The 17,596-nt window shown below is 56.4% G+C and carries 23 protein-coding genes; 11 read left to right on the forward strand and 12 right to left on the reverse strand.

Annotation, left to right across the window (positions count from 1 at the left end; genetic code table 11):
- Positions 1-4 precede the first annotated feature (4 nt).
- The 4 genes from ftsY to rpoH all read left to right on the forward strand — a co-directional run bounded on the left by ftsY (position 5) and on the right by rpoH (position 4,095).
- On the forward strand, positions 5-1,438 hold the full coding sequence (gene ftsY, locus GHN86_RS17905; RefSeq protein ID WP_153387070.1) for a signal recognition particle-docking protein FtsY: 1,434 nt from the start codon (positions 5-7) through the stop codon (positions 1,436-1,438).
- The gene (gene ftsE / locus GHN86_RS17910; RefSeq protein WP_122785508.1) at positions 1,435-2,106 is read left to right on the forward strand and encodes a cell division ATP-binding protein FtsE; all 672 of its coding nucleotides are present in this window, start codon (positions 1,435-1,437) and stop codon (positions 2,104-2,106) included. Before ftsY ends, ftsE begins: the two co-directional genes overlap by 4 nt.
- Positions 2,103-3,125 (forward strand): permease-like cell division protein FtsX, encoded by a 1,023-nt coding sequence (ftsX, locus tag GHN86_RS17915; RefSeq protein WP_153380278.1) that lies wholly within the window; start codon positions 2,103-2,105, stop codon positions 3,123-3,125. Before ftsE ends, ftsX begins: the two co-directional genes overlap by 4 nt.
- 115 nt (positions 3,126-3,240) lie before the next feature.
- Positions 3,241-4,095 carry an RNA polymerase sigma factor RpoH gene (gene rpoH, locus GHN86_RS17920; RefSeq protein ID WP_016782598.1) on the forward strand — a complete coding sequence of 285 codons (855 nt, stop codon included), beginning with the start codon at positions 3,241-3,243 and terminating at the stop codon, positions 4,093-4,095.
- A 301-nt stretch (positions 4,096-4,396) separates the two neighbouring features.
- On the opposite strand, the gene mtgA is transcribed toward rpoH, so the two are convergent.
- Positions 4,397-5,119, reverse strand: coding sequence for a monofunctional biosynthetic peptidoglycan transglycosylase (gene mtgA / locus GHN86_RS17925; RefSeq protein ID WP_194286244.1), 723 nt, complete (start codon positions 5,117-5,119; stop codon positions 4,397-4,399).
- Between the two features lie 77 nt (positions 5,120-5,196).
- Here mtgA and GHN86_RS17930 point away from each other — a divergent pair, with 77 nt between their 5' ends.
- From GHN86_RS17930 to GHN86_RS17950, 5 genes are all read left to right on the forward strand, one after another.
- Positions 5,197-5,568, forward strand: a complete 372-nt coding sequence (locus tag GHN86_RS17930; protein WP_153380282.1) for a DUF423 domain-containing protein — start codon at positions 5,197-5,199, stop codon at positions 5,566-5,568.
- 80 nt (positions 5,569-5,648) lie between these two features.
- Positions 5,649-5,849: a sulfur carrier protein ThiS gene (thiS, locus tag GHN86_RS17935; RefSeq protein WP_153380284.1), complete on the forward strand. Its 201-nt coding sequence runs from the start codon at positions 5,649-5,651 to the stop codon at positions 5,847-5,849.
- A 58-nt stretch (positions 5,850-5,907) separates the two neighbouring features.
- The gene (locus tag GHN86_RS17940) at positions 5,908-6,702 is read left to right on the forward strand and encodes a thiazole synthase (protein WP_153380286.1); all 795 of its coding nucleotides are present in this window, start codon (positions 5,908-5,910) and stop codon (positions 6,700-6,702) included.
- 9 nt (positions 6,703-6,711) lie between these two features.
- Entirely contained in the window at positions 6,712-7,434 is a 723-nt protein-coding gene (gene trmB, locus GHN86_RS17945) for a tRNA (guanosine(46)-N7)-methyltransferase TrmB (RefSeq protein ID WP_146385846.1), read from the forward strand.
- 171 nt (positions 7,435-7,605) lie between these two features.
- Entirely contained in the window at positions 7,606-7,953 is a 348-nt protein-coding gene (locus GHN86_RS17950; RefSeq protein ID WP_153380288.1) for a hypothetical protein, read from the forward strand.
- A 69-nt stretch (positions 7,954-8,022) separates the two neighbouring features.
- Here GHN86_RS17950 and GHN86_RS17955 read toward each other — a convergent pair whose 3' ends face one another.
- The 10 genes from GHN86_RS17955 to GHN86_RS18000 form a co-directional block, all read right to left on the reverse strand.
- Positions 8,023-8,346: a DUF3392 domain-containing protein gene (locus tag GHN86_RS17955; protein WP_153380290.1), complete on the reverse strand. Its 324-nt coding sequence runs from the start codon at positions 8,344-8,346 to the stop codon at positions 8,023-8,025.
- Positions 8,347-8,355: 9 nt separating this feature from the next.
- The gene (gene hemW, locus GHN86_RS17960) at positions 8,356-9,570 is read right to left on the reverse strand and encodes a radical SAM family heme chaperone HemW (RefSeq protein ID WP_153380292.1); all 1,215 of its coding nucleotides are present in this window, start codon (positions 9,568-9,570) and stop codon (positions 8,356-8,358) included.
- On the reverse strand, positions 9,567-10,163 hold the full coding sequence (gene rdgB, locus GHN86_RS17965; RefSeq protein WP_153380294.1) for an RdgB/HAM1 family non-canonical purine NTP pyrophosphatase: 597 nt from the start codon (positions 10,161-10,163) through the stop codon (positions 9,567-9,569). The genes hemW and rdgB overlap by 4 nt, the downstream gene beginning before the upstream one ends.
- Positions 10,160-10,582: a DUF4426 domain-containing protein gene (locus GHN86_RS17970; RefSeq protein WP_153380296.1), complete on the reverse strand. Its 423-nt coding sequence runs from the start codon at positions 10,580-10,582 to the stop codon at positions 10,160-10,162. Before GHN86_RS17970 ends, rdgB begins: the two co-directional genes overlap by 4 nt.
- A gap of 23 nt (positions 10,583-10,605) precedes the next feature.
- On the reverse strand, positions 10,606-11,226 hold the full coding sequence (metW, locus tag GHN86_RS17975) for a methionine biosynthesis protein MetW (protein ID WP_153380298.1): 621 nt from the start codon (positions 11,224-11,226) through the stop codon (positions 10,606-10,608).
- A gap of 7 nt (positions 11,227-11,233) precedes the next feature.
- Positions 11,234-12,373, reverse strand: coding sequence for a homoserine O-succinyltransferase MetX (gene metX / locus GHN86_RS17980; protein ID WP_153380300.1), 1,140 nt, complete (start codon positions 12,371-12,373; stop codon positions 11,234-11,236).
- A 224-nt stretch (positions 12,374-12,597) separates the two neighbouring features.
- Positions 12,598-12,897, reverse strand: a complete 300-nt coding sequence (locus tag GHN86_RS17985) for a DUF167 domain-containing protein (RefSeq protein WP_153380302.1) — start codon at positions 12,895-12,897, stop codon at positions 12,598-12,600.
- On the reverse strand, positions 12,897-13,484 hold the full coding sequence (locus tag GHN86_RS17990) for a YggT family protein (RefSeq protein ID WP_153380304.1): 588 nt from the start codon (positions 13,482-13,484) through the stop codon (positions 12,897-12,899). Before GHN86_RS17990 ends, GHN86_RS17985 begins: the two co-directional genes overlap by 1 nt.
- A gap of 10 nt (positions 13,485-13,494) precedes the next feature.
- The gene (proC, locus tag GHN86_RS17995) at positions 13,495-14,313 is read right to left on the reverse strand and encodes a pyrroline-5-carboxylate reductase (protein WP_153380307.1); all 819 of its coding nucleotides are present in this window, start codon (positions 14,311-14,313) and stop codon (positions 13,495-13,497) included.
- Positions 14,314-14,346: 33 nt separating this feature from the next.
- Positions 14,347-15,033, reverse strand: coding sequence for a YggS family pyridoxal phosphate-dependent enzyme (locus tag GHN86_RS18000; RefSeq protein ID WP_153380309.1), 687 nt, complete (start codon positions 15,031-15,033; stop codon positions 14,347-14,349).
- Between the two features lie 57 nt (positions 15,034-15,090).
- Between GHN86_RS18000 and GHN86_RS18005 the strand changes: the two genes are divergently transcribed.
- Positions 15,091-16,089: a type IV pilus twitching motility protein PilT gene (locus GHN86_RS18005; protein ID WP_153380311.1), complete on the forward strand. Its 999-nt coding sequence runs from the start codon at positions 15,091-15,093 to the stop codon at positions 16,087-16,089.
- A gap of 78 nt (positions 16,090-16,167) precedes the next feature.
- Here the strand turns inward: GHN86_RS18005 and GHN86_RS18010 are convergent, their stop codons facing one another.
- Entirely contained in the window at positions 16,168-16,827 is a 660-nt protein-coding gene (locus GHN86_RS18010) for a C40 family peptidase (RefSeq protein ID WP_153380313.1), read from the reverse strand.
- Between the two features lie 251 nt (positions 16,828-17,078).
- On the opposite strand from GHN86_RS18010, the gene GHN86_RS18015 reads away from it, so the two are divergent.
- Positions 17,079-17,483: an NINE protein gene (locus GHN86_RS18015; RefSeq protein WP_153380315.1), complete on the forward strand. Its 405-nt coding sequence runs from the start codon at positions 17,079-17,081 to the stop codon at positions 17,481-17,483.
- The last annotated feature ends 113 nt before the right edge of the window (positions 17,484-17,596 follow it).

Here is a 17,596-nt window from a genome sequence, read left to right on the forward strand (position 1 = left end):
CTCCATGTTTGGTTCCAACGACGACAAGAAGAACCCAGCTGCGGCTGGTGAGAAAAAAGGCCTGTTCGGATGGCTGCGCAGAAAGCCGCAGGAAACCGTCGTCGAGCAGCCTGTCCCTGCACCCGAGATCACGCCTGAGCCGTTGATCGAGATCACTGAGGTGGTTGCCGAGACGACGCCTGAGGTGGTTGAAGTGGTAGCGCCTGTCATCGAGCAACAGCCGTGGCCGCCATTGCCCGTGCCTGAGGAGCCTGTTGCTTTGGTTGAGGACGTGCAGGCACCGCATATCGTGCCGCCAATCCCTGAGCCTGTGGTTGAAGAGGCGGCGTTAATCGTTGAACCTGCCCCAGAGCCAGAGCCAGAGCCAGAGCCAGAGCCAGAGCCAGAGCCAGAGCCAGAGCCAGAGCCGGTTGCTGTAGTCGAACCTGTGGTGGTGCCAGTACCCGTTGTGGTTGCCCCGGTTGTCGAGGCGCCAGCCCCCGTGCCCCAGGCGGCTGCTGAAACCAAAGTCGGATTCTTTGCCCGTCTCAAACAAGGTCTGTCCAAAACCAGTGCCAGCATTGGCGAAGGCATGGCCAGCCTGTTTCTGGGCAAAAAGACCATTGATGATGACTTGCTTGACGAGATCGAAACCCGCCTGCTCACGGCAGACGTGGGGGTTGAGGCCACCTCGGTCATCATCAGGAACCTGACGCAGAAGGTTGCTCGCAAGCAATTGACCGACGCTGATGCGTTGTACAAGTCCTTGCAGGACGAGCTTGCTGCCATGCTCAAGCCGGTCGAGCAGCCACTCAAAATTGAAGCGCAGAACAAACCGTTCGTCATTTTGGTGGTGGGCGTCAATGGTGCGGGTAAAACCACCACCATCGGCAAACTGGCGAAGAAACTTCAGCTTGAAGGCAAGAAAGTCATGCTGGCGGCGGGTGATACCTTCCGTGCTGCGGCCGTTGAACAGTTGCAGGTATGGGGTGAGCGCAACAACATTCCTGTCATCGCCCAGCACACAGGTGCTGACTCGGCCTCGGTCATTTTTGACGCGGTGCAGGCCGCCAAAGCGCGAGGCATTGACGTGTTGATTGCCGACACCGCCGGGCGACTGCACACCAAAGACAACCTGATGGAAGAGCTGAAAAAAGTACGCCGGGTGATGGGCAAGCTGGATGAAGAAGCTCCGCACGAGGTGTTGTTGGTGCTTGACGCCGGTACTGGCCAGAACGCGATCAGCCAGACCAAGCAATTCAACCAGACCGTGGCGCTGACGGGGCTGGCACTGACCAAGCTCGATGGCACGGCCAAAGGCGGTGTCATCTTCGCACTGGCCAAGCAGTTCAATATTCCGATTCGTTACATCGGTGTCGGCGAAGGCATTGATGATCTACGCGATTTTGAGTCCGAACCCTTTGTCCAGGCTCTGTTTGCGGAGCGGGAGCGCCCATGATTCGTTTCGAGCAGGTCGGTAAACGCTATCCAAATGGACATGTGGGCCTGCACGAGCTGAGCTTTCGGGTTCGTCGGGGTGAATTTTTGTTTGTAACCGGTCACTCCGGCGCAGGTAAAAGTACCTTGCTGCGACTGTTACTGGCGATGGAGCGCCCGACCAGCGGTAAATTGCTGTTGGCGGGGCAGGACCTTGGTCAGATCAGCAACGCACAGATTCCTTTTCTTCGACGTCAGATTGGCGTGGTGTTTCAGAACCACCAACTGCTTTTTGATCGCACCGTATTCAATAACGTCGCTTTGCCGCTGCAGATTCTCGGCTTGTCAAAGCCCGAAATCGCCAAGCGGGTCGATTCCGCGTTGGAGCGCGTAGCGCTGTCGGATAAAACCGATCTATACCCTGGCGACTTGTCTACAGGCCAACAACAACGCGTCGGGATTGCCCGGGCCATCGTCCATCGTCCAGCATTGTTGCTAGCCGATGAACCCACCGGCAACCTGGATCCACGTTTGGCGGCAGAAATCATGGGCGTTTTTGAAGACATTAATCGCTTGGGCACCAGCGTGCTTATCGCCAGTCACGACCTGGCCCTGATCGCCCGCATGCGTCACCGCATGCTGACGTTGCAGCGCGGGCGCTTGATTGGTGACGGGGAGGCTGCGCAATGAGTGCGACTCGCAGCCCCAAGGTTTCCGAGCGCGTGGCGCCAAAGGCCGCAGACCCGCAGCCACCGAAGAAAAAACATGACGAGGACGATGGGCCCAGTTTTGGCATGCTATTCAGTGCCTGGATTGAATCCCATCGCGCCAGCTTGCTCGACAGCTTGCGCCGCCTGGGCAAGCAGCCGATTGGCAGCTTTTTTACCTGTTTGGTGATGGCCGTTGCACTGAGCTTGCCCATGGGGTTGTCGCTGTTGCTCAACAACGTGGAGCGCTTGGGTGGTTCCTGGCAGCGTGCGGCGCAGATTTCATTGTATTTGCAGATGGATGCGAGCAACGATCAGGGCGAGCAACTGAGCAATCAGATAAAAGGTATGGGCGGGGTGGCGGACGCTGAATTTATCAGTCGTGACAAAGCCCTCGAAGAGTTCCAGGCCCAGTCCGGGTTGGGCGAAGCGCTAAAAGAGCTCCCCGACAACCCGTTGCCGGGCGTGGTGCTGGTGACCCCGGATGAGGTTGATAAAGCTGCCCTTGAAGCCTTGCGTACGCGACTTTCTGAGTTGCCGAAGGTGCAACAGGCGCAACTTGATCTAGTCTGGGTCGAGCGTCTGGCGGCCATTCTGAAATTGGGTGATCGCTTTGTATTTGGTTTGACGGTGCTACTGGTCTCGGCGTTGCTGCTGGTGATCGGTAATACGATTCGTCTGCATATCGAGAATCGTCGTATCGAAATTGAAGTCATCAAGCTGGTCGGTGGCACAGATAGCTATGTTCGTAGGCCCTTTCTTTATATGGGCGCGCTTTACGGGCTTGGCGCCGGGGTGCTTTCCTGGGGCGTTTTAGCATTTGGCTTGAACTGGCTTAACGACGCGGTTGTCGGTTTAGCGGGGTTATATGGCAGTAATTTTGCCTTGGCAGGAGTGCCGGTGGCCGATGGTCTATCTCTCTTGCTTGGCGCGGTGCTGTTAGGGTATATCGGTGCATGGATTGCAGTCGCGCGTCACTTACGTGAGCTTTCGCCCAAGTAGTTTCCTTTTACACCTGTTGACTTTTTCAGCTTTTTTTGGGAACTTTTTTTCAAGTTTCCGGTCAACTTTCGCAGTGCTGAACTGCACGAGTTATGTGAGACGGAGGTTTATTCGTATGACCACTTCTTTGCAACCTGCGTATGCGTTGGTCCCCGGTGCGAACCTCGAGGCCTATGTCAATACGGTGAACAGCATTCCATTGCTGACACCCGAGCAGGAGCGTGAACTGGCCGAGAGTCTCTATTATGAGCAGGATCTTGGGGCGGCTCGGCAGATGGTGCTCGCCCACCTGCGTTTTGTTGTACACATTGCCCGTAGTTATTCGGGTTATGGCCTGGCTCAGGCTGACCTGATCCAGGAAGGCAACGTCGGCCTCATGAAGGCGGTCAAACGCTTCAACCCTGAAATGGGCGTGCGTCTGGTGTCGTTCGCCGTGCACTGGATCAAGGCAGAAATTCACGAATTCATCCTGCGCAATTGGCGCATCGTGAAGGTCGCGACCACCAAGGCCCAGCGCAAACTGTTTTTCAATCTGCGCAGCCAGAAAAAACGTCTGGCGTGGCTGAACAACGATGAAGTGCACCGTGTGGCTGAAAGCCTCGGTGTAGAGCCTCGCGAAGTGCGAGAAATGGAAAGCCGCCTGACCGGCCATGACATGGCGTTCGACCCGGCTGCTGAAGCTGACGATGACAGTGCGTTCCAGTCGCCGGCCAACTACTTGGAAGACCACCGTTACGACCCGGCGCGTCAGCTTGAAGATGCTGACTGGACTGATAACTCCACCAGCAACCTGCATGAAGCGCTGGAAGTGCTTGATGATCGTAGCCGTGACATTCTGTATCAGCGCTGGTTGGCTGAAGACAAGGCCACGCTGCATGATCTGGCGCAGAAGTACAACGTGTCTGCTGAGCGGATTCGTCAGCTGGAAAAAAGCGCGATGAACAAGCTTAAACTGTCGATTGCCGCTTAAACCGGCCCGACAAAAAAACGCCCCGATCGGGGCGTTTTTTTTGGGGGAGGATTAAAAGCCCCTCACCCTAACCCTCTCCCGGAGGGAGAGGGGACTGATCACATGCGGTTTCAAAATCACCTTCATTCAGCTCTCTCTCGTTGCGCAGAAGGGAATTAGCGGATGCGGTTTCAAAATCACCTTCATTCAGCTCTCTTTCCTTGCGCAGAAGGAACTTAGCGGATGCGGTTCAAGAATCACCTCATTCAGCTCCCTCTCCCTCCGGGAGAGGGTTGGGGTGAGGGGCTTTTGATCTACCCCGTCACTGCGCCCAAGGCGCCTTACGCGAGTCATTCAGCGTTTCAAGGTAGCTCTCCCCGCCCAGCTGGCGTATCTGCTGGCGTATCCAGCTGGCTCGTCGGCTCACATATGGGCTTGGATGGCTGGCGCTCCAGTTACGCGGATTGGGCAATACAGCGGCCAATTGACTGGCCTGCTGACGCGACAGGTTTTTCGCATTCACGCCAAAATGATGCTGCGCCGCCGCTTGCGCACCAAACACCCCGTCATCCCATTCAGCACTGTTGAGGTACACCTCAAGAATCCGCTGCTTGGGCCACAGTATTTCAATCCATGCCGTAAACCAGGCTTCCAGCCCTTTGCGCAACCAGCTACGGCCCGACCATAAAAACAGGTTTTTTGCTACTTGCTGGCTCAAGGTGCTGGCCCCGCGCAATGTGCCACCTTTTTCGTTATGCGCGAAGGCCGCTCTTATCGCACTGAAATCAAACCCCCAGTGCTCGGCAAAATGCTGATCTTCCCCGGCAATAACCGCCACTTTCAATTCGTTGGAAATTTCATCCCATGGCCGCCAGCTGCGCTGCAGGTCAATCGGCTGTCCATCAAACCAAGACTCAACCTTGCGTTCGACCATCAGCGCGGTGCCAGGTGGCGGTACCCAACGCAAAATCAGCACCCACACAACGCTGCCCACTGCCAACCAGAGCAGGGCTTTAAGAATGCGATGAACGATAATACGCAGCATAGATGGCTTGGCCGAACCCGTTGAGCGGGCCATTATACAGACCCTGCGTCATTCAATGATCTAGACAGGAGGTACCCATGTTGCGTGTTTTTTTGATGCTGGCTGCGTTCTTCGGCTTTACCGGTGTAGCGCTTGGCGCATTCGCGGCTCATGGTCTGAAAAACCGTCTGACTGAGCAATATCTGGCTATTTTTCATACAGGTGTCACTTACCAACTGGTTCACACCCTGGCGTTGTTCGGGGTGGCCTTGTTACTGGCTCATCTGCCGGGTCGTTTGGTGGCGTGGGCAGGCGCTTTTTTTGCATTAGGTATCGTGCTGTTTTCCGGCAGCCTGTATGTGCTGACACTGACCGGCATCAGCAAGCTGGGGATTATTACGCCCATTGGTGGTGCCGCCTTTTTAGCCGGATGGCTGTGCCTGGGGCTTGCCGCCTGGCGCTTGGGCTAAGCCCGCAAGATGAATGGCTTGGGTCGGCCTGACCGACTGGGCTAGAATGCTGGCCCCTTAAAACGAAGGCAGCGTCGCGCATGCTCATTCAGTTGAACGGTGAACCCTTTGAACTGCCGGACGGTGAAACCGTCGCGGGCCTGCTGACGCGTCTCGACCTGACCGGGCGCCGCGTTGCAGTCGAGCTTGATCTTGATATTGTCCCGCGCAGTCAACACGCCGAGACCGTACTCAAGGAAGGTAGCAAGGTTGAAGTGGTGCATGCCATTGGTGGTGGTTAGTCACTGGGTTTGTGCCTCATACCTGTTCCACAATGCACATATTTGAAGAGGATTCCCGATGAACACTGTTCGCAGCGACAAGCCGTTCGTATTGGCTGGCCGTACTTACCAGTCGCGTCTGCTGGTGGGTACCGGCAAGTACCGTGACATGGAAGAAACCCGCTTGGCCATTGAAGCCTCAGGCGCTGAAATTGTCACTGTCGCTGTGCGTCGTACCAACATCGGTCAGAACCCCGGCGAACCCAACCTGCTGGATATTTTGCCGCCGGATCGCTACACCATTCTCCCCAACACGGCGGGTTGCTACGACGCGATTGAAGCGGTGCGTACCTGTCGTCTGGCTCGTGAGCTGCTTGATGGCCACAATCTGGTCAAGCTGGAAGTGCTGGCCGACCAGAAAACCCTGTTCCCGAATGTGATCGAGACCCTCAAGGCCGCCGAAGTGCTGGTCAAGGAAGGTTTCGACGTCATGGTCTACACCAGTGATGACCCGATCATTGCTCGCGAACTGGAAGCTATGGGCTGCATCGCTGTGATGCCATTGGCCGGTTTGATTGGTACAGGGCTGGGCATCTGCAACCCTTACAACCTGCGCATCATTCTTGAAGAAGCAAAAATTCCGGTGCTGGTGGATGCGGGTGTAGGCACAGCCTCCGACGCCACCATCGCCATGGAAATGGGTTGCGAAGCGGTGCTGATGAACTCGGCCATCGCCAATGCCCAACATCCAATCATCATGGCCCAAGCCATGAAGCACGCCATTGAAGCGGGCCGTCTGGCTTATTTGGCCGGGCGCATGCCGAAAAAACTCTATGCCAGCGCCTCTTCGCCGCTGGATGGTCTGATCAAGTAAGAGCCACTGATGACTGAATCACTCGACACCCCAATCACGGAAGAAGGCGACGATCGCCAACACCGTCGCATCAAAAGTTTCGTGATGCGTGCCGGTCGCATGACTGAAGGCCAGCAACGCGGCCTCGATCAAGGTGCGCCGCTGTACGTACTGCCATTGGCCGATGCGCCGGTCGATTTCGATCAGGTGTTTGGGCGCTCTGCACCGCGCACGCTGGAAATCGGCTTTGGCATGGGGCACTCCCTGCTGGAAATGGCCGCGGCTTCGCCTGAGCAGGATTTTATCGGCGTAGAAGTTCACCGTCCGGGTGTGGGTGCGCTGCTCAATGGCGTACTGACTCAAGGCCTGACCAACCTGCGGGTTTACGATTGCGATGCGATTGAAGTCCTGACCCGTTGTGTCGCGGATAACAGCCTTGATCGTCTGCTGCTGTTCTTCCCGGACCCGTGGCACAAGAGTCGCCACCACAAGCGTCGTATCGTTCAAGCGTCCTTTGCTGAACTGGTGCGTTCGAAGCTTAAAGTCGGCGGCGTGCTGCACATGGCCACCGACTGGGAACCCTATGCCGAGTACATGCTGGAAGTGATGAACGTCGCGCCGGGTTACCGCAACCTGGCAGAAGACGGCCGTTGCGTCCCGCGTCCACCTGAACGTCCGGTGACTAAATTCGAACGCCGTGGCGAACGTCTTGGGCATGGTGTGTGGGATTTGAAGTTCGAAAAACTGGCGTAAACGGTTTTTCAATCGCCGGCCTCAATACTGAGGTCGGTTTTTTTATGCTCTCTTTGTTGTGTGGGTATCCCGGTAGTTTTGTACCGCCTATCGCCACCTGTCATTTATCACAGTTCAAGGATGTTTGTTCCTGGTGCAAGATCTTGTGCAGGCCGGCTTAAAGGTCTTCCTATGAAAAAGGATCTTGTCATGAGCGGAAAAATTGAGCTAGTTGCCCCCACCCTTGAAGAAGCAACGAATGGACGTGTGCAGAAGTCTGCTTTCGATAATGGAGTACATGTCGTAGTTCCATATAATCCCGACACAGAAGTAGGGGATTGGCTTGTAGTTATCATTGATACAGACAGCACGCCCAGTGAGACGTGGCATGTAGTTAGAGCTCAGGTCCAGAGTCGTTTAGGTAATACCGTCATCCCATTCCCAGCGAAAGCATTTGAAGCGCAAGGCGTCAATCTTCATTACGTGTATGAAAAAGATGGATCTTTATCGCCTAAAACATCGTATGAAGTAACAAGTTAGTTGAGCAAAGTTAGCTGATCGTTGAGCAGCCCGGACGCTCGAAGATGAGCATTCGGTGTCTCGCTCAACTCAGCGACGATCCGCCACCACCCCGATCAACACCAGCACCACCAACAACACCGGCGCCAGGCTGTAGTTGTTGAACTGGCTCAGGCCGCGCTCTACCCACGGGGTGGCGTAGATCAACGCCGCGCCGCTACCGATCAGGCACAGTGCCGCCATTACCGGGATACGCAAAGCGCCTGTAACACTGCCTAAACGCTGCTCGACCCAGCCTTTGAAGTCAGCACCGAACAGCACCAGCAAACAACCAATCAGGGCCAGAGAGATCTCCGAGAGGTGGCTGCGGCTCCAGCGCGATACGGTGGCAAGCAGGTCGAGTACCAAGTCCATTCGAGTTCCTTAGATCAAAAAATGCTGCAACAGGTCGTTGAGAAACAGCTGGCCCCGGGCGGTTGCCGCCAGGCGTGTCGGTTCGACCTGCAATAGGCCGCTTTGTTCTGCCGCTGCGCGTCCAGTACTCAAACTATCGAGCGGTAAACCCGTGCGCTGTGGGTACAGTGCTGAGTCGACACCGTCAGTCAGGCGCAAGGCGTTCATTAGAAACTCAAATGGCAGCTCTTCGGCAGTCAGAGTTTTCTCGCCGGCTTGAAAGCTTTTGGCGGGATTCAAGTAATCCTTTGGCAGCCGGGTTTTCCAGGTGCGCACGATACGGCCATCAGGATGGCTCAATTTGCCGTGGGCGCCAGCGCCAATGCCGATAAAGTCGCCAAAGCTCCAATAGTTGAGGTTATGCCGCGCTGCTCGGCCGGGTTGGGCATAGGCGGACACTTCGTATTGGCTGTAACCATGCTCGGCCAGCAGCGCTTGGCCAGCTTCCTGAATGTCCCACAGGGTATCGTCTTCGGGCAGCTCAGGCGGCTTGTTCCAGAACACCGTGTTGGGTTCCAGCGTCAGCTGATACCACGACAGGTGGGTCGGTTTGAGCGCGATGGCTTGGCGCAGATCGCTCAGGGCATCGTCCAGCGACTGATCGGGCAGCCCGTGCATCAAGTCAAGGTTGAAGTTGTCAAAGCCTGCCTGACGCGCCATGCCGGCGGCACGCACGGCTTCGTCACCGTTGTGGATGCGTCCCAGCGCTTTTAGCTTTTCTTGCTGAAAGCTCTGGATACCAATAGACAGGCGATTGATGCCCAGTTCTCGGTAGGCCACGAACTTCTCTTGCTCGAAGGTGCCAGGGTTGGCTTCGAGGGTGATTTCAATGTCGGTGGCAAACGGAATGCGTGCTTCGACGCCGTCCAACAGTCGGCCCAGCGCTTTTGCGCTGAACAGGCTCGGGGTGCCGCCGCCAAAGAAAATCGAACTCAATTCGCGGCCATAGACGGCATGCAGGTCTTGATCGAGGTCAGCCAACAGCGCGTCGACATACTCCTCTTCAGGCAGAACGGGGCTTGCGGTGTGGGAGTTGAAGTCGCAATACGGGCATTTGCGCACGCACCACGGAATATGGATGTACAGCGACAGCGGTGGCAGTTGCGTCAGGGGTGTGCGCGGCGCTTGCTGAGTGAAGCCAGCCTCACCCAGATAGAGCGGCTGCGGCGGGGTGTCGTGGGTCATTTCAAACCCAGACGCTGACGCAGCAGAACCATGGCGCGGGCGCGATGGCTGAGCTGGTTTTTTTCGGCCGGGCTGAGTTCGGCGCTGGAGCAGTTGCGCTCGGGCACCCAAAACAGCGGGTCGTAGCCAAAGCCATGCTCACCACTGGCCGCAGGCAGAATGCGGCCGTGCCACAAGCCTTCGCAGATGATCGGCAACGGATCATCGGCATGGCGCACCAGCGCCAGTACGCACACAAACTGGGCGCCGCGCTCGGCTTCGGGCACGTCCTTGAGGGCTTCAAGCAACTTGGCGTTGTTGGCCGCATCGCCTTGACCTTCGGCGTAGCGGGCCGAGTAAATGCCCGGCGCGCCGCCGAGAAAATCCACAGCCAACCCCGAGTCGTCGGCCAGAGCAGGCAAGCCCGAAATGCGCGCGGCATTACGGGCTTTTAGAATGGCATTTTCAACAAACGACAAACCGGTTTCTTCCGGTTCGACCTGGCTGAATTCTCCAATCGAGCGCAACTGCACCGACTCGCCGAGCATGGCCTGAAGTTCTTTGAGTTTGCCGGCGTTGTGGCTAGCCAGTACCAGTTGCGTGAAGTTGATCATTGGATTGGAGCAATCTCTTGGGAAAATTCGATGTCTTTCGTCTCGCCATTGATTTTGAGCTGGATGTCAAAAACATAGACCTGAGACGGTTTGACTGGAAATTGAGCGAAGTAATCAATGGCACCGTTGTCATTGATGACTTGTTTAAACGTGAGCGCTTTGGCTTTTTTTTCGCCAACTTCGCGGTAAGTACCTTTGACCGTGCTGGCTATTTTTTGGTCAGCCCTGGACAGGTTGATATTCAGCGCGCCCAGTTGCGGGCTGCGCTGCAACCCGTATTTTTCGGTGATCGCAGGGCTCAAGAAGTTGGACATGAAGGCGTTGTAATTAACCGCCGTGCCACTGACGTCAACAGCCCCAGCAGCGAGTGCTTGTACTGCAAAACACATCGACAGCAGCAGTAATCCGATACGACCCATGTCTTTCTCCTTTAACTCACCTGTTAAACCGCGATTTTGTGATCCTGAAGGCCAGGACTGCTGACACGGTAAATGCCAATCTCGCCCAACAGGTTAGGCCATAACTTACTCGCCCACCCGTGTCGGTGTTGTTGATCCACGGCAAGGCGATTGATGACTTGAGCATCACGCTCGCGGCACAGCGCTTCAAAGTCTTCGAATGTGCAGAAGTGGATGTTCGGGGTGTTGTACCAGGTGTAGGGCAGAAATTCGGATACCGGCATGCGGCCCTTGCTCGCCAGGTACCAGCGGCAACGCCAGTGGCCGAAGTTCGGAAAGGTGATGATGCACTGGCGGCCCACGCGCAGCATTTCGTCGAGAATCCGGTCAGGGTAATGCACGGCTTGCAGCGCTTGGGTCATGACCACGATGTCGAAACTGTTGCTGGCGAAGTTACCCAGCCCTTTGTCGAGGTCTTGCTCAATGACGTTGATGCCTTTGGCGACGCATTCGGCGATGTTGTCCGGGTCGTTTTCCAGGCCATAGCCGGTGACTTGCTTGTTATCGCGCAGCCAGCTCAGCAGTTCGCCATCACCACAACCGAGGTCGAGCACGCGGCTGCCGGCGGGGATCCAGTCTTGGATGATTTCCAGGTCGGCTCTCATGGCGTTCTCACAGTTCTATGCGGTTCATGTAGTTGCTGAAGGCTTGCAGGTAACGCGGGATCGGAATCAGGAAGGCGTCATGGCCTTGCGGAGCGTCGATCTCCAGGTAGCAGACGTCTTTTTTGGCGGCCATCAAGGCATCCACAAGCTCGCGCGAGCGGGCGGGCGAGAAACGCCAGTCGGTGGTGAACGACATCACGCAAAAGCGCGCTTTGGCATTGGCAAAGGTTTTGGCCAGATCGTCGTCAAAGTTGGCTGCCGGGTCGAAGTAGTCCAGCGCTTTGGTCATCAGCAAGTAGGTATTGGCATCGAAGCGCCCGGAGAACTCTTCACCCTGATAACGCAGGTAGCTTTCGACCTGAAACTCGACACTGTGGAAGTCGTAGTTAAGGTTTTCGTTCTTCAGGCCACGGCCGAATTTCTCACCCATCGAATCATCGGACAGGTAAGTGATGTGGCCGACCATGCGCGCCAGCATCAGACCGCGTTTAGGAATCACGCCTTTTTCCTGGAACGAACCGCCGTGGAATTCAGGGTCGGTGAGGATGGCTTGGCGAGCCACTTCGTTGAACGCGATGTTTTGCGCGGACAACTTGGGTGCTGAGGCAATGGCCAGGCAATGGCGAAGGCGTTCCGGGTAGCTGATGCTCCACTGCAAAGCCTGCATCCCGCCCAGACTGCCACCGATGATGGCGGCCCATTGGTTAATACCCAGACGATCGGCCAGACGGGCCTGGCTGTGTACCCAGTCTTCAACGGTCAAGACCGGGAAGTCGGCACCAAAAGGGCGACCGGTTTCGGGGTTGATGCTGCTCGGGCCGGTTGAGCCGTTGCAGCCACCCAGGTTATTCAGGCTGACGACGAAGAACTTGTTGGTGTCGATAGGCTTGCCGGGGCCGATGCAACTGTCCCACCAGCCGGGTTTTCGATCATCGACGCTGTGAAAACCAGCGGCATGATGATGGCCGGAAAGCGCGTGGCAAATCAGCACGGCGTTGGTGGCGTCAGCGTTGAGCTGGCCATAGGTTTCGTAAATCAGGTCATAGGCCGGCAGTGAACGGCCGCAGGCTAGCGCCAGGGGTTCGCTGAAATGCGCCATTTGCGGCACAACCAGACCAACGGAATCGGGGGGAAAGGCAGCTGGCATCGACCCTGCTCTCATTTAAATGAGGCGTAAGTCTAATGAGCGGGGGGCAGAGCGGCAAGCAATGGTCTGGGATGATTTTGCGGGGTACACGCATCCTGTAGCAGCTGGCGAAGGCTGCGTTCGATGGCGAAGCCGTCGTCAAGTCATGCAGTGCGGTGTGACAGGTTGATTGAGTGGACTGTTGATACGACGGCTTTGCCGCCGGACGCAGCCTGCGGCAGCTGCTACGAATGTTGGGGTTTTGCCAAACCGGGCAAATCAGGCAGCTTTTTCGGGGCGTGCAGGCGCACGCGCTTCTGGCGATTGAGTTCGCCGCTGATCAGGCTCACCTGACTTTTGGAGATGCCAAACGCCTTGGCCAGAAAGGCCATCAGATGGGCGTTGGCTTTGCCTTCTACCGGCGGGGCCGTGAGGCGAATTTTCAAACGGTCACCGTGCAGGCCAGCAAACTCGTCGCTGCTGGCCTTGGGTTGCAGGTGACAGTCGAGAATCAGGTCCTCACCGTCCCAACGGAAATAACTCATCAGATCAAGCCGAACAGCTCAAGCGGCATGTTGACGCTCATGGCCAATGGCGGGATGACAAAGCTCTGGAACAGCTGGATCACCATAAAGGCCAGGATCGGCGAGATGTCCAGGCCGCCCATGCTCGGCAGGAAACGACGAAACGGTGCCAGTGCAGGTTCGGTGATCTGGTTGACCAGTTCTGCGCCCGGGCTGCTGCTGCCCGGTGCAACCCAGGAGAGGATCACGCTGATGATCAGGGCGTAGAAGAACACGTTGAGGAACAGCTTCAAGACGCCAATGATTGCCCAGAGAAACAGACCCAGTACGGTGAACGGGATGTAGCTGAGCATCAGTACGACGGCGAAAATCACCATTTGTACGAGGATGGCCAGTACCAGCGACGACATGTCCAGACCGAACATGCTCGGGATCACGCGGCGCAGCGGCTTAAGCAGTGGCTGGGTGGCTTTGACGGTGAATTGGCAGATCGGGTTGTAAAAGTTCGCCCGCACCAGCTGCAGGATGAACCGCAACAGAACGATCAGCAGGTAGAGGCTACCCAAGGTTTGAATTACAAAAATGGCAGCGCCATTAAGTCCAGACATCATGTGCTCCTTATTGACCCAGTTGTTCGGCCAGTTCGGCCGAGCGGTGCGCGGCGGCACTCAATGCTTTTTCGACCGTGGCGGCAAAGCCGTCGGCCTGGAATGATTTAATCGCGGCTTCGGTGGTACCGCCCGGCGAGGCAACCCGGCGACGCAGTTCTGCGGCATCGTCATCGCTGTCAATGGCGATCTGGGCTGCGCCCAGTGCGGTGTGTTCGGCCAGTGTCTCAGCCATCTCGCGGGTCAGGCCAAGCTTTACGCCGGCTGCGGTCATGGCCTCAATCAGCAGGAAGAAGTACGCCGGTCCGCTGCCGGAGACGGCGGTGACAGCATCCAGCTGAACCTCTTCGTCCACCCAGAGCGCAATACCGACGGCGCTCAGCAGTTGTTCAGCCTGCTGGCGTTGCTCTGCGGTTACATCAGCAGTGGCATAGAGACCGCTGGCGCCTTTTCCCACTAGCGAGGGCGTGTTTGGCATGCAGCGAACCACCGGTTGTTCACCGACCCAATTACGCAGGCTGGAGCAGGTAATGCCTGCTGCCACGGAGATGATCAGTTGGCCGGGCGTGAGGCTCGCACGCAAGGTTTGGCAGACGTCTTTCATGAGCTTGGGTTTAACCGAAAGCACAATCACGTCAGCGTCCTTGACCGCCTGCGCGTTATCGGCAAAGGCTTCAATACCGTGCTCAGCCGCTACTTTGGCGCGCGTTTCGGGGCTGGGTGCGCTGGCGCAGATCTGTGAGGTGCCGAACCCTTTGGCCAACAGGCCACCGATCAAGCTGGAAGCCATGTTCCCGGCCCCGATAAAGGCAATACGCGTTTTGCTCATTACAGATCCTTATAAAAATTGAGGTCGGTTTTCTCAGGCTTGACCGTAATCCCGGGCACCAAATAATGCAGTACCAATGCGCACCCATGTTGCCCCTTGGGCAATGGCTGACTCCAGGTCGTGGCTCATGCCCATGGAAAGCGTATCGAGCCCCATGTTCAGGCTTTCTTGCAGTTGGCGAACTGCCGCAAAGGCGCCGTCTTGTGCCGCACGGTCTTCGGTGGGCTCAGGAATCGCCATCAATCCGCGCAACTTCAAGCGGGGCAATGCATTAATCGCAGTCGCCAGCGCTGGCAAGTCCTGTGGGGTGCAGCCGGATTTGCTGGCTTCGCCACTCACATTGACTTGAATGCAGATGTTCAGCGGTGGCAGCTCTGCCGGGCGCTGTTCGCTCAGGCGCTGGGCAATTTTCAGGCGGTCAACCGAATGCACCCATGCAAAATGCTCGGCGATGTCGCGCGTCTTGTTCGATTGAATGGGGCCGATGAAGTGCCAACACAAGGGCAGGTCGGCTAATTCGACCTGTTTGGCGCGGGCTTCTTGCAGGTAGTTCTCGCCGAAGTCGCGAATCCCGGCGGCATAGGCTTCACGCAGCGCGGCTGCGGGTTTGGTCTTGCTGACTGCGAGCAAGTGAATGCCGGTTACATCACGTTGCACAGCCAGTGCCGCGGCACGGATGCGAGCCTCAACTTCGGCAATGTTGTCAGCTATCGTGGACATTCTTTTGAGCCCGCCGTTGTGAAAGTCTGCGGCATTCTACTGGAATTGGGAGGGCGGATGGATATCGCCGAGTTGTTGCGGTCGGGCATTGATCGGGGCGCTTCGGATGTACACCTGTCGGCGGGTGTGGAACCGATGTTGCGGATTGATGGCGATATGCACCGCAGTGAATGGCCGGTGCTGGCGTCTGATCAGGTGCGTACGCTGATTCACAGCGTTATGACTCAGGACCAACGCACGGTCTTTGAAACCACCCATGAAGTCGATTTTGCCTGCGTGGTGGTTGGGCTGGGGCGGTTTCGAGTCAATGCCTTTGAACAGTTGCGAGGGACGGCTGCGGTGTTTCGCTTTATCGCTCAGGCAGTACCGAGCCTGGAGTCTCTGGGCCTGAGCACATTTTTCGAGCGGTTGTGCCAGCAGCCACCCGGTCTGGTACTGGTGACGGGCGCGACGGGATCAGGCAAGTCCACCACGTTGGCGGCGATGATTGATTGCCTTAACCGCACTCGACAGCAGCACATTCTGACCATAGAGGACCCGATCGAATTTATTCATGAGCCGTGTCAGTCCCTGATTAACCAGCGCGAGGTGTCCCGCGATACCCATAGTTTCAGCGCTGCCTTGCGTTCGGCTTTGCGCGAAGATCCCGATGTGATTGTGCTGGGCGAAATGCGTGATCTGGAGACCGTTCGGCTGGCACTGAGCGCCGCAGAAACCGGACATTGGGTGTTCGCCACCCTGCACACGTCGTCAGCGGCAAAGACAGTTGATCGGGTGGTCGAGGTGTTTCCCGCAGAGGAGAAAACCTTGATTCGCACGATGCTGTCCGAATCATTGCAGGCTGTCATTTCACAGGCACTGATAAAGAAAGTCGGTGGCGGACGGGTGGCGGTTCACGAAATCATGCTGGCGACGCCGGCGATTCGGAATCTGATTCGGGAGAACAAGACAGGGCAGATGGTGTCTGCGATCCAGACCGGCGCAGCGGTTGGCATGCAGACGTTGGAGATGAGCCTAAACCGGTTGGTACAGAAGGGGTGGCTGAAACGTCTGTAGTCGCTGCCGAAGGCTGCGATAAGGGCCGAAGGACCTTCTGCTCGCGGCCCATCGCAGCCTCCGGCAGCGACTACAGGTTTAGCGTTGAACGACCTGCAGGTTAGCTTTTTCTTTCGGCAGGACGCGCTTGGCAACCACGTAGTGGCTCTGCCAGTACGGCTTTTTGAGGGTGTCGATGGTCACCGATTTGCCACGACGGGGTGCGTGAATAAAGCGGTCGTTGCCTAGGTAGATGGCGACGTGATTAACCTTGCGGCTTTTGATGTTGAAGAACAGCAAGTCGCCGGGCTTCAGATCCTTGCGATCGACCTTTTGCCCGTGGCCGCTGGCCATTTCGCTGGAGGTGCGAGGCAGATCAACCGCGGCTACGTCATTAAAAGCGTATTTGACCAGCCCGCTGCAGTCGAACCCTTTACTTGGGCTGCTGCCGCCCCAACGATACGGGGTGCCCAACACATTGACTGCGCGGCTCAAGACCGTGCTGCTTTGCTTGTTGGCAGCTGCCAGTGAAGCCGTCGCCATTTTGCCGGGGGCTTTGCGATGGGCTTTACTGGACGCAGGACGTGCTACGGTTTTAACCGTTGTCTTGCTGTTAGTGGCAACAAAAGCAGCACTCGCAGATGATTTTGCGGTGTAGCCAGTGAAGCCTGAAGGCAGTTGTTGCTCACGATTGGTGGCGTGGGCGGCCAGTGGCATTAATAGGCAAATGGTTAGCCATGTCTTGAATAAAGGACGCATTCGGCAGGGCTCATGGTGGTTAGCGCGAAACTTTATAACAGCTTTTTTGTCCTTTCTCAGTCCGTTTGTCGATTGGACTTGAGGGTCAAAAAGCCCGATAGAGGTGTCAAATTGTCACATGGCGACTGTGCAGCTCAGGTGTGACAAGGCTTTGCGCCAAATCTTGTAAGACACTTTTACCTGTTGCACGACAGTAAAAAAGTCACAAAAAACTTCAGTATTTTTTTCTATCGACGGCAAAGAGGGTATTTATGAGCGGCTATCGAGAAGATACGCACAGCAAAGTGATGGGGTATTTGCTGTGGATTTTTGGTTTTCTGGGGGCGCATCGTTTCTATTACGGCAAGCCGGTGACCGGGACGATCTGGTTTTTTACTTTGGGCTTGTTGGGTATCGGCTGGGTGATCGACTTTTTCTTGATACCGAGCATGGACCGTGAAGCTGACTTGCGGTTTACCTCTGGGGATACGGATTACAGCGTGGCCTGGATTCTGTTGACGTTCCTGGGGGTGTTTGGCGTGCACCGCATGTACATGGGTAAATGGATTACGGGGATTATCTACCTGTTGACTGGCGGGTTATTTTTGATTGGTGTTCTTTATGACTTCTGGACCTTGAACGAACAGATTTCGATCAAGAATGCCGAGCGGCGGTAGATCAAAGTCAAAAGCCCCTCACCCTAACCCTCTCCTTGTATGGACCGGGGACATCGCGAACAGAATGTTCGGAGACATAGCGAACACTTTTTAATACGACACATTGAGCCCTT

Origin of the sequence: Pseudomonas helleri, assembly GCF_009600315.1 — a bacterium.
Classification (GTDB): Bacteria; Pseudomonadota; Gammaproteobacteria; order Pseudomonadales; family Pseudomonadaceae; genus Aquipseudomonas; species Aquipseudomonas helleri_A.

What these genes read in the sequence shown, in the direction of transcription:
- GHN86_RS18010 (WP_153380313.1), bottom strand. Translation starts at nt 16,827, where the DNA reads ATGCGTCCTTTATTCAAGACATGGCTAACCATTTGCCTATTAATGCCA.
- GHN86_RS17990 (WP_153380304.1), bottom strand. Translation starts at nt 13,484, where the DNA reads ATGTCTGGACTTAATGGCGCTGCCATTTTTGTAATTCAAACCTTGGGT.
- thiS (WP_153380284.1), top strand. Translation starts at nt 5,649, where the DNA reads ATGCTCATTCAGTTGAACGGTGAACCCTTTGAACTGCCGGACGGTGAA.
- metX (WP_153380300.1), bottom strand. Translation starts at nt 12,373, where the DNA reads ATGCCAGCTGCCTTTCCCCCCGATTCCGTTGGTCTGGTTGTGCCGCAA.
- rdgB (WP_153380294.1), bottom strand. Translation starts at nt 10,163, where the DNA reads ATGATCAACTTCACGCAACTGGTACTGGCTAGCCACAACGCCGGCAAA.
- mtgA (WP_194286244.1), bottom strand. Translation starts at nt 5,119, where the DNA reads ATGCTGCGTATTATCGTTCATCGCATTCTTAAAGCCCTGCTCTGGTTG.
- GHN86_RS18005 (WP_153380311.1), top strand. Translation starts at nt 15,091, where the DNA reads ATGGATATCGCCGAGTTGTTGCGGTCGGGCATTGATCGGGGCGCTTCG.
- GHN86_RS17930 (WP_153380282.1), top strand. Translation starts at nt 5,197, where the DNA reads ATGTTGCGTGTTTTTTTGATGCTGGCTGCGTTCTTCGGCTTTACCGGT.
- GHN86_RS17940 (WP_153380286.1), top strand. Translation starts at nt 5,908, where the DNA reads ATGAACACTGTTCGCAGCGACAAGCCGTTCGTATTGGCTGGCCGTACT.
- GHN86_RS17955 (WP_153380290.1), bottom strand. Translation starts at nt 8,346, where the DNA reads ATGGACTTGGTACTCGACCTGCTTGCCACCGTATCGCGCTGGAGCCGC.
- GHN86_RS17950 (WP_153380288.1), top strand. Translation starts at nt 7,606, where the DNA reads ATGAAAAAGGATCTTGTCATGAGCGGAAAAATTGAGCTAGTTGCCCCC.
- hemW (WP_153380292.1), bottom strand. Translation starts at nt 9,570, where the DNA reads ATGACCCACGACACCCCGCCGCAGCCGCTCTATCTGGGTGAGGCTGGC.
- metW (WP_153380298.1), bottom strand. Translation starts at nt 11,226, where the DNA reads ATGAGAGCCGACCTGGAAATCATCCAAGACTGGATCCCCGCCGGCAGC.
- GHN86_RS18000 (WP_153380309.1), bottom strand. Translation starts at nt 15,033, where the DNA reads ATGTCCACGATAGCTGACAACATTGCCGAAGTTGAGGCTCGCATCCGT.
- GHN86_RS17970 (WP_153380296.1), bottom strand. Translation starts at nt 10,582, where the DNA reads ATGGGTCGTATCGGATTACTGCTGCTGTCGATGTGTTTTGCAGTACAA.
- rpoH (WP_016782598.1), top strand. Translation starts at nt 3,241, where the DNA reads ATGACCACTTCTTTGCAACCTGCGTATGCGTTGGTCCCCGGTGCGAAC.
- ftsY (WP_153387070.1), top strand. Translation starts at nt 5, where the DNA reads ATGTTTGGTTCCAACGACGACAAGAAGAACCCAGCTGCGGCTGGTGAG.
- GHN86_RS18015 (WP_153380315.1), top strand. Translation starts at nt 17,079, where the DNA reads ATGAGCGGCTATCGAGAAGATACGCACAGCAAAGTGATGGGGTATTTG.
- proC (WP_153380307.1), bottom strand. Translation starts at nt 14,313, where the DNA reads ATGAGCAAAACGCGTATTGCCTTTATCGGGGCCGGGAACATGGCTTCC.
- ftsX (WP_153380278.1), top strand. Translation starts at nt 2,103, where the DNA reads ATGAGTGCGACTCGCAGCCCCAAGGTTTCCGAGCGCGTGGCGCCAAAG.
- ftsE (WP_122785508.1), top strand. Translation starts at nt 1,435, where the DNA reads ATGATTCGTTTCGAGCAGGTCGGTAAACGCTATCCAAATGGACATGTG.
- trmB (WP_146385846.1), top strand. Translation starts at nt 6,712, where the DNA reads ATGACTGAATCACTCGACACCCCAATCACGGAAGAAGGCGACGATCGC.
- GHN86_RS17985 (WP_153380302.1), bottom strand. Translation starts at nt 12,897, where the DNA reads ATGAGTTATTTCCGTTGGGACGGTGAGGACCTGATTCTCGACTGTCAC.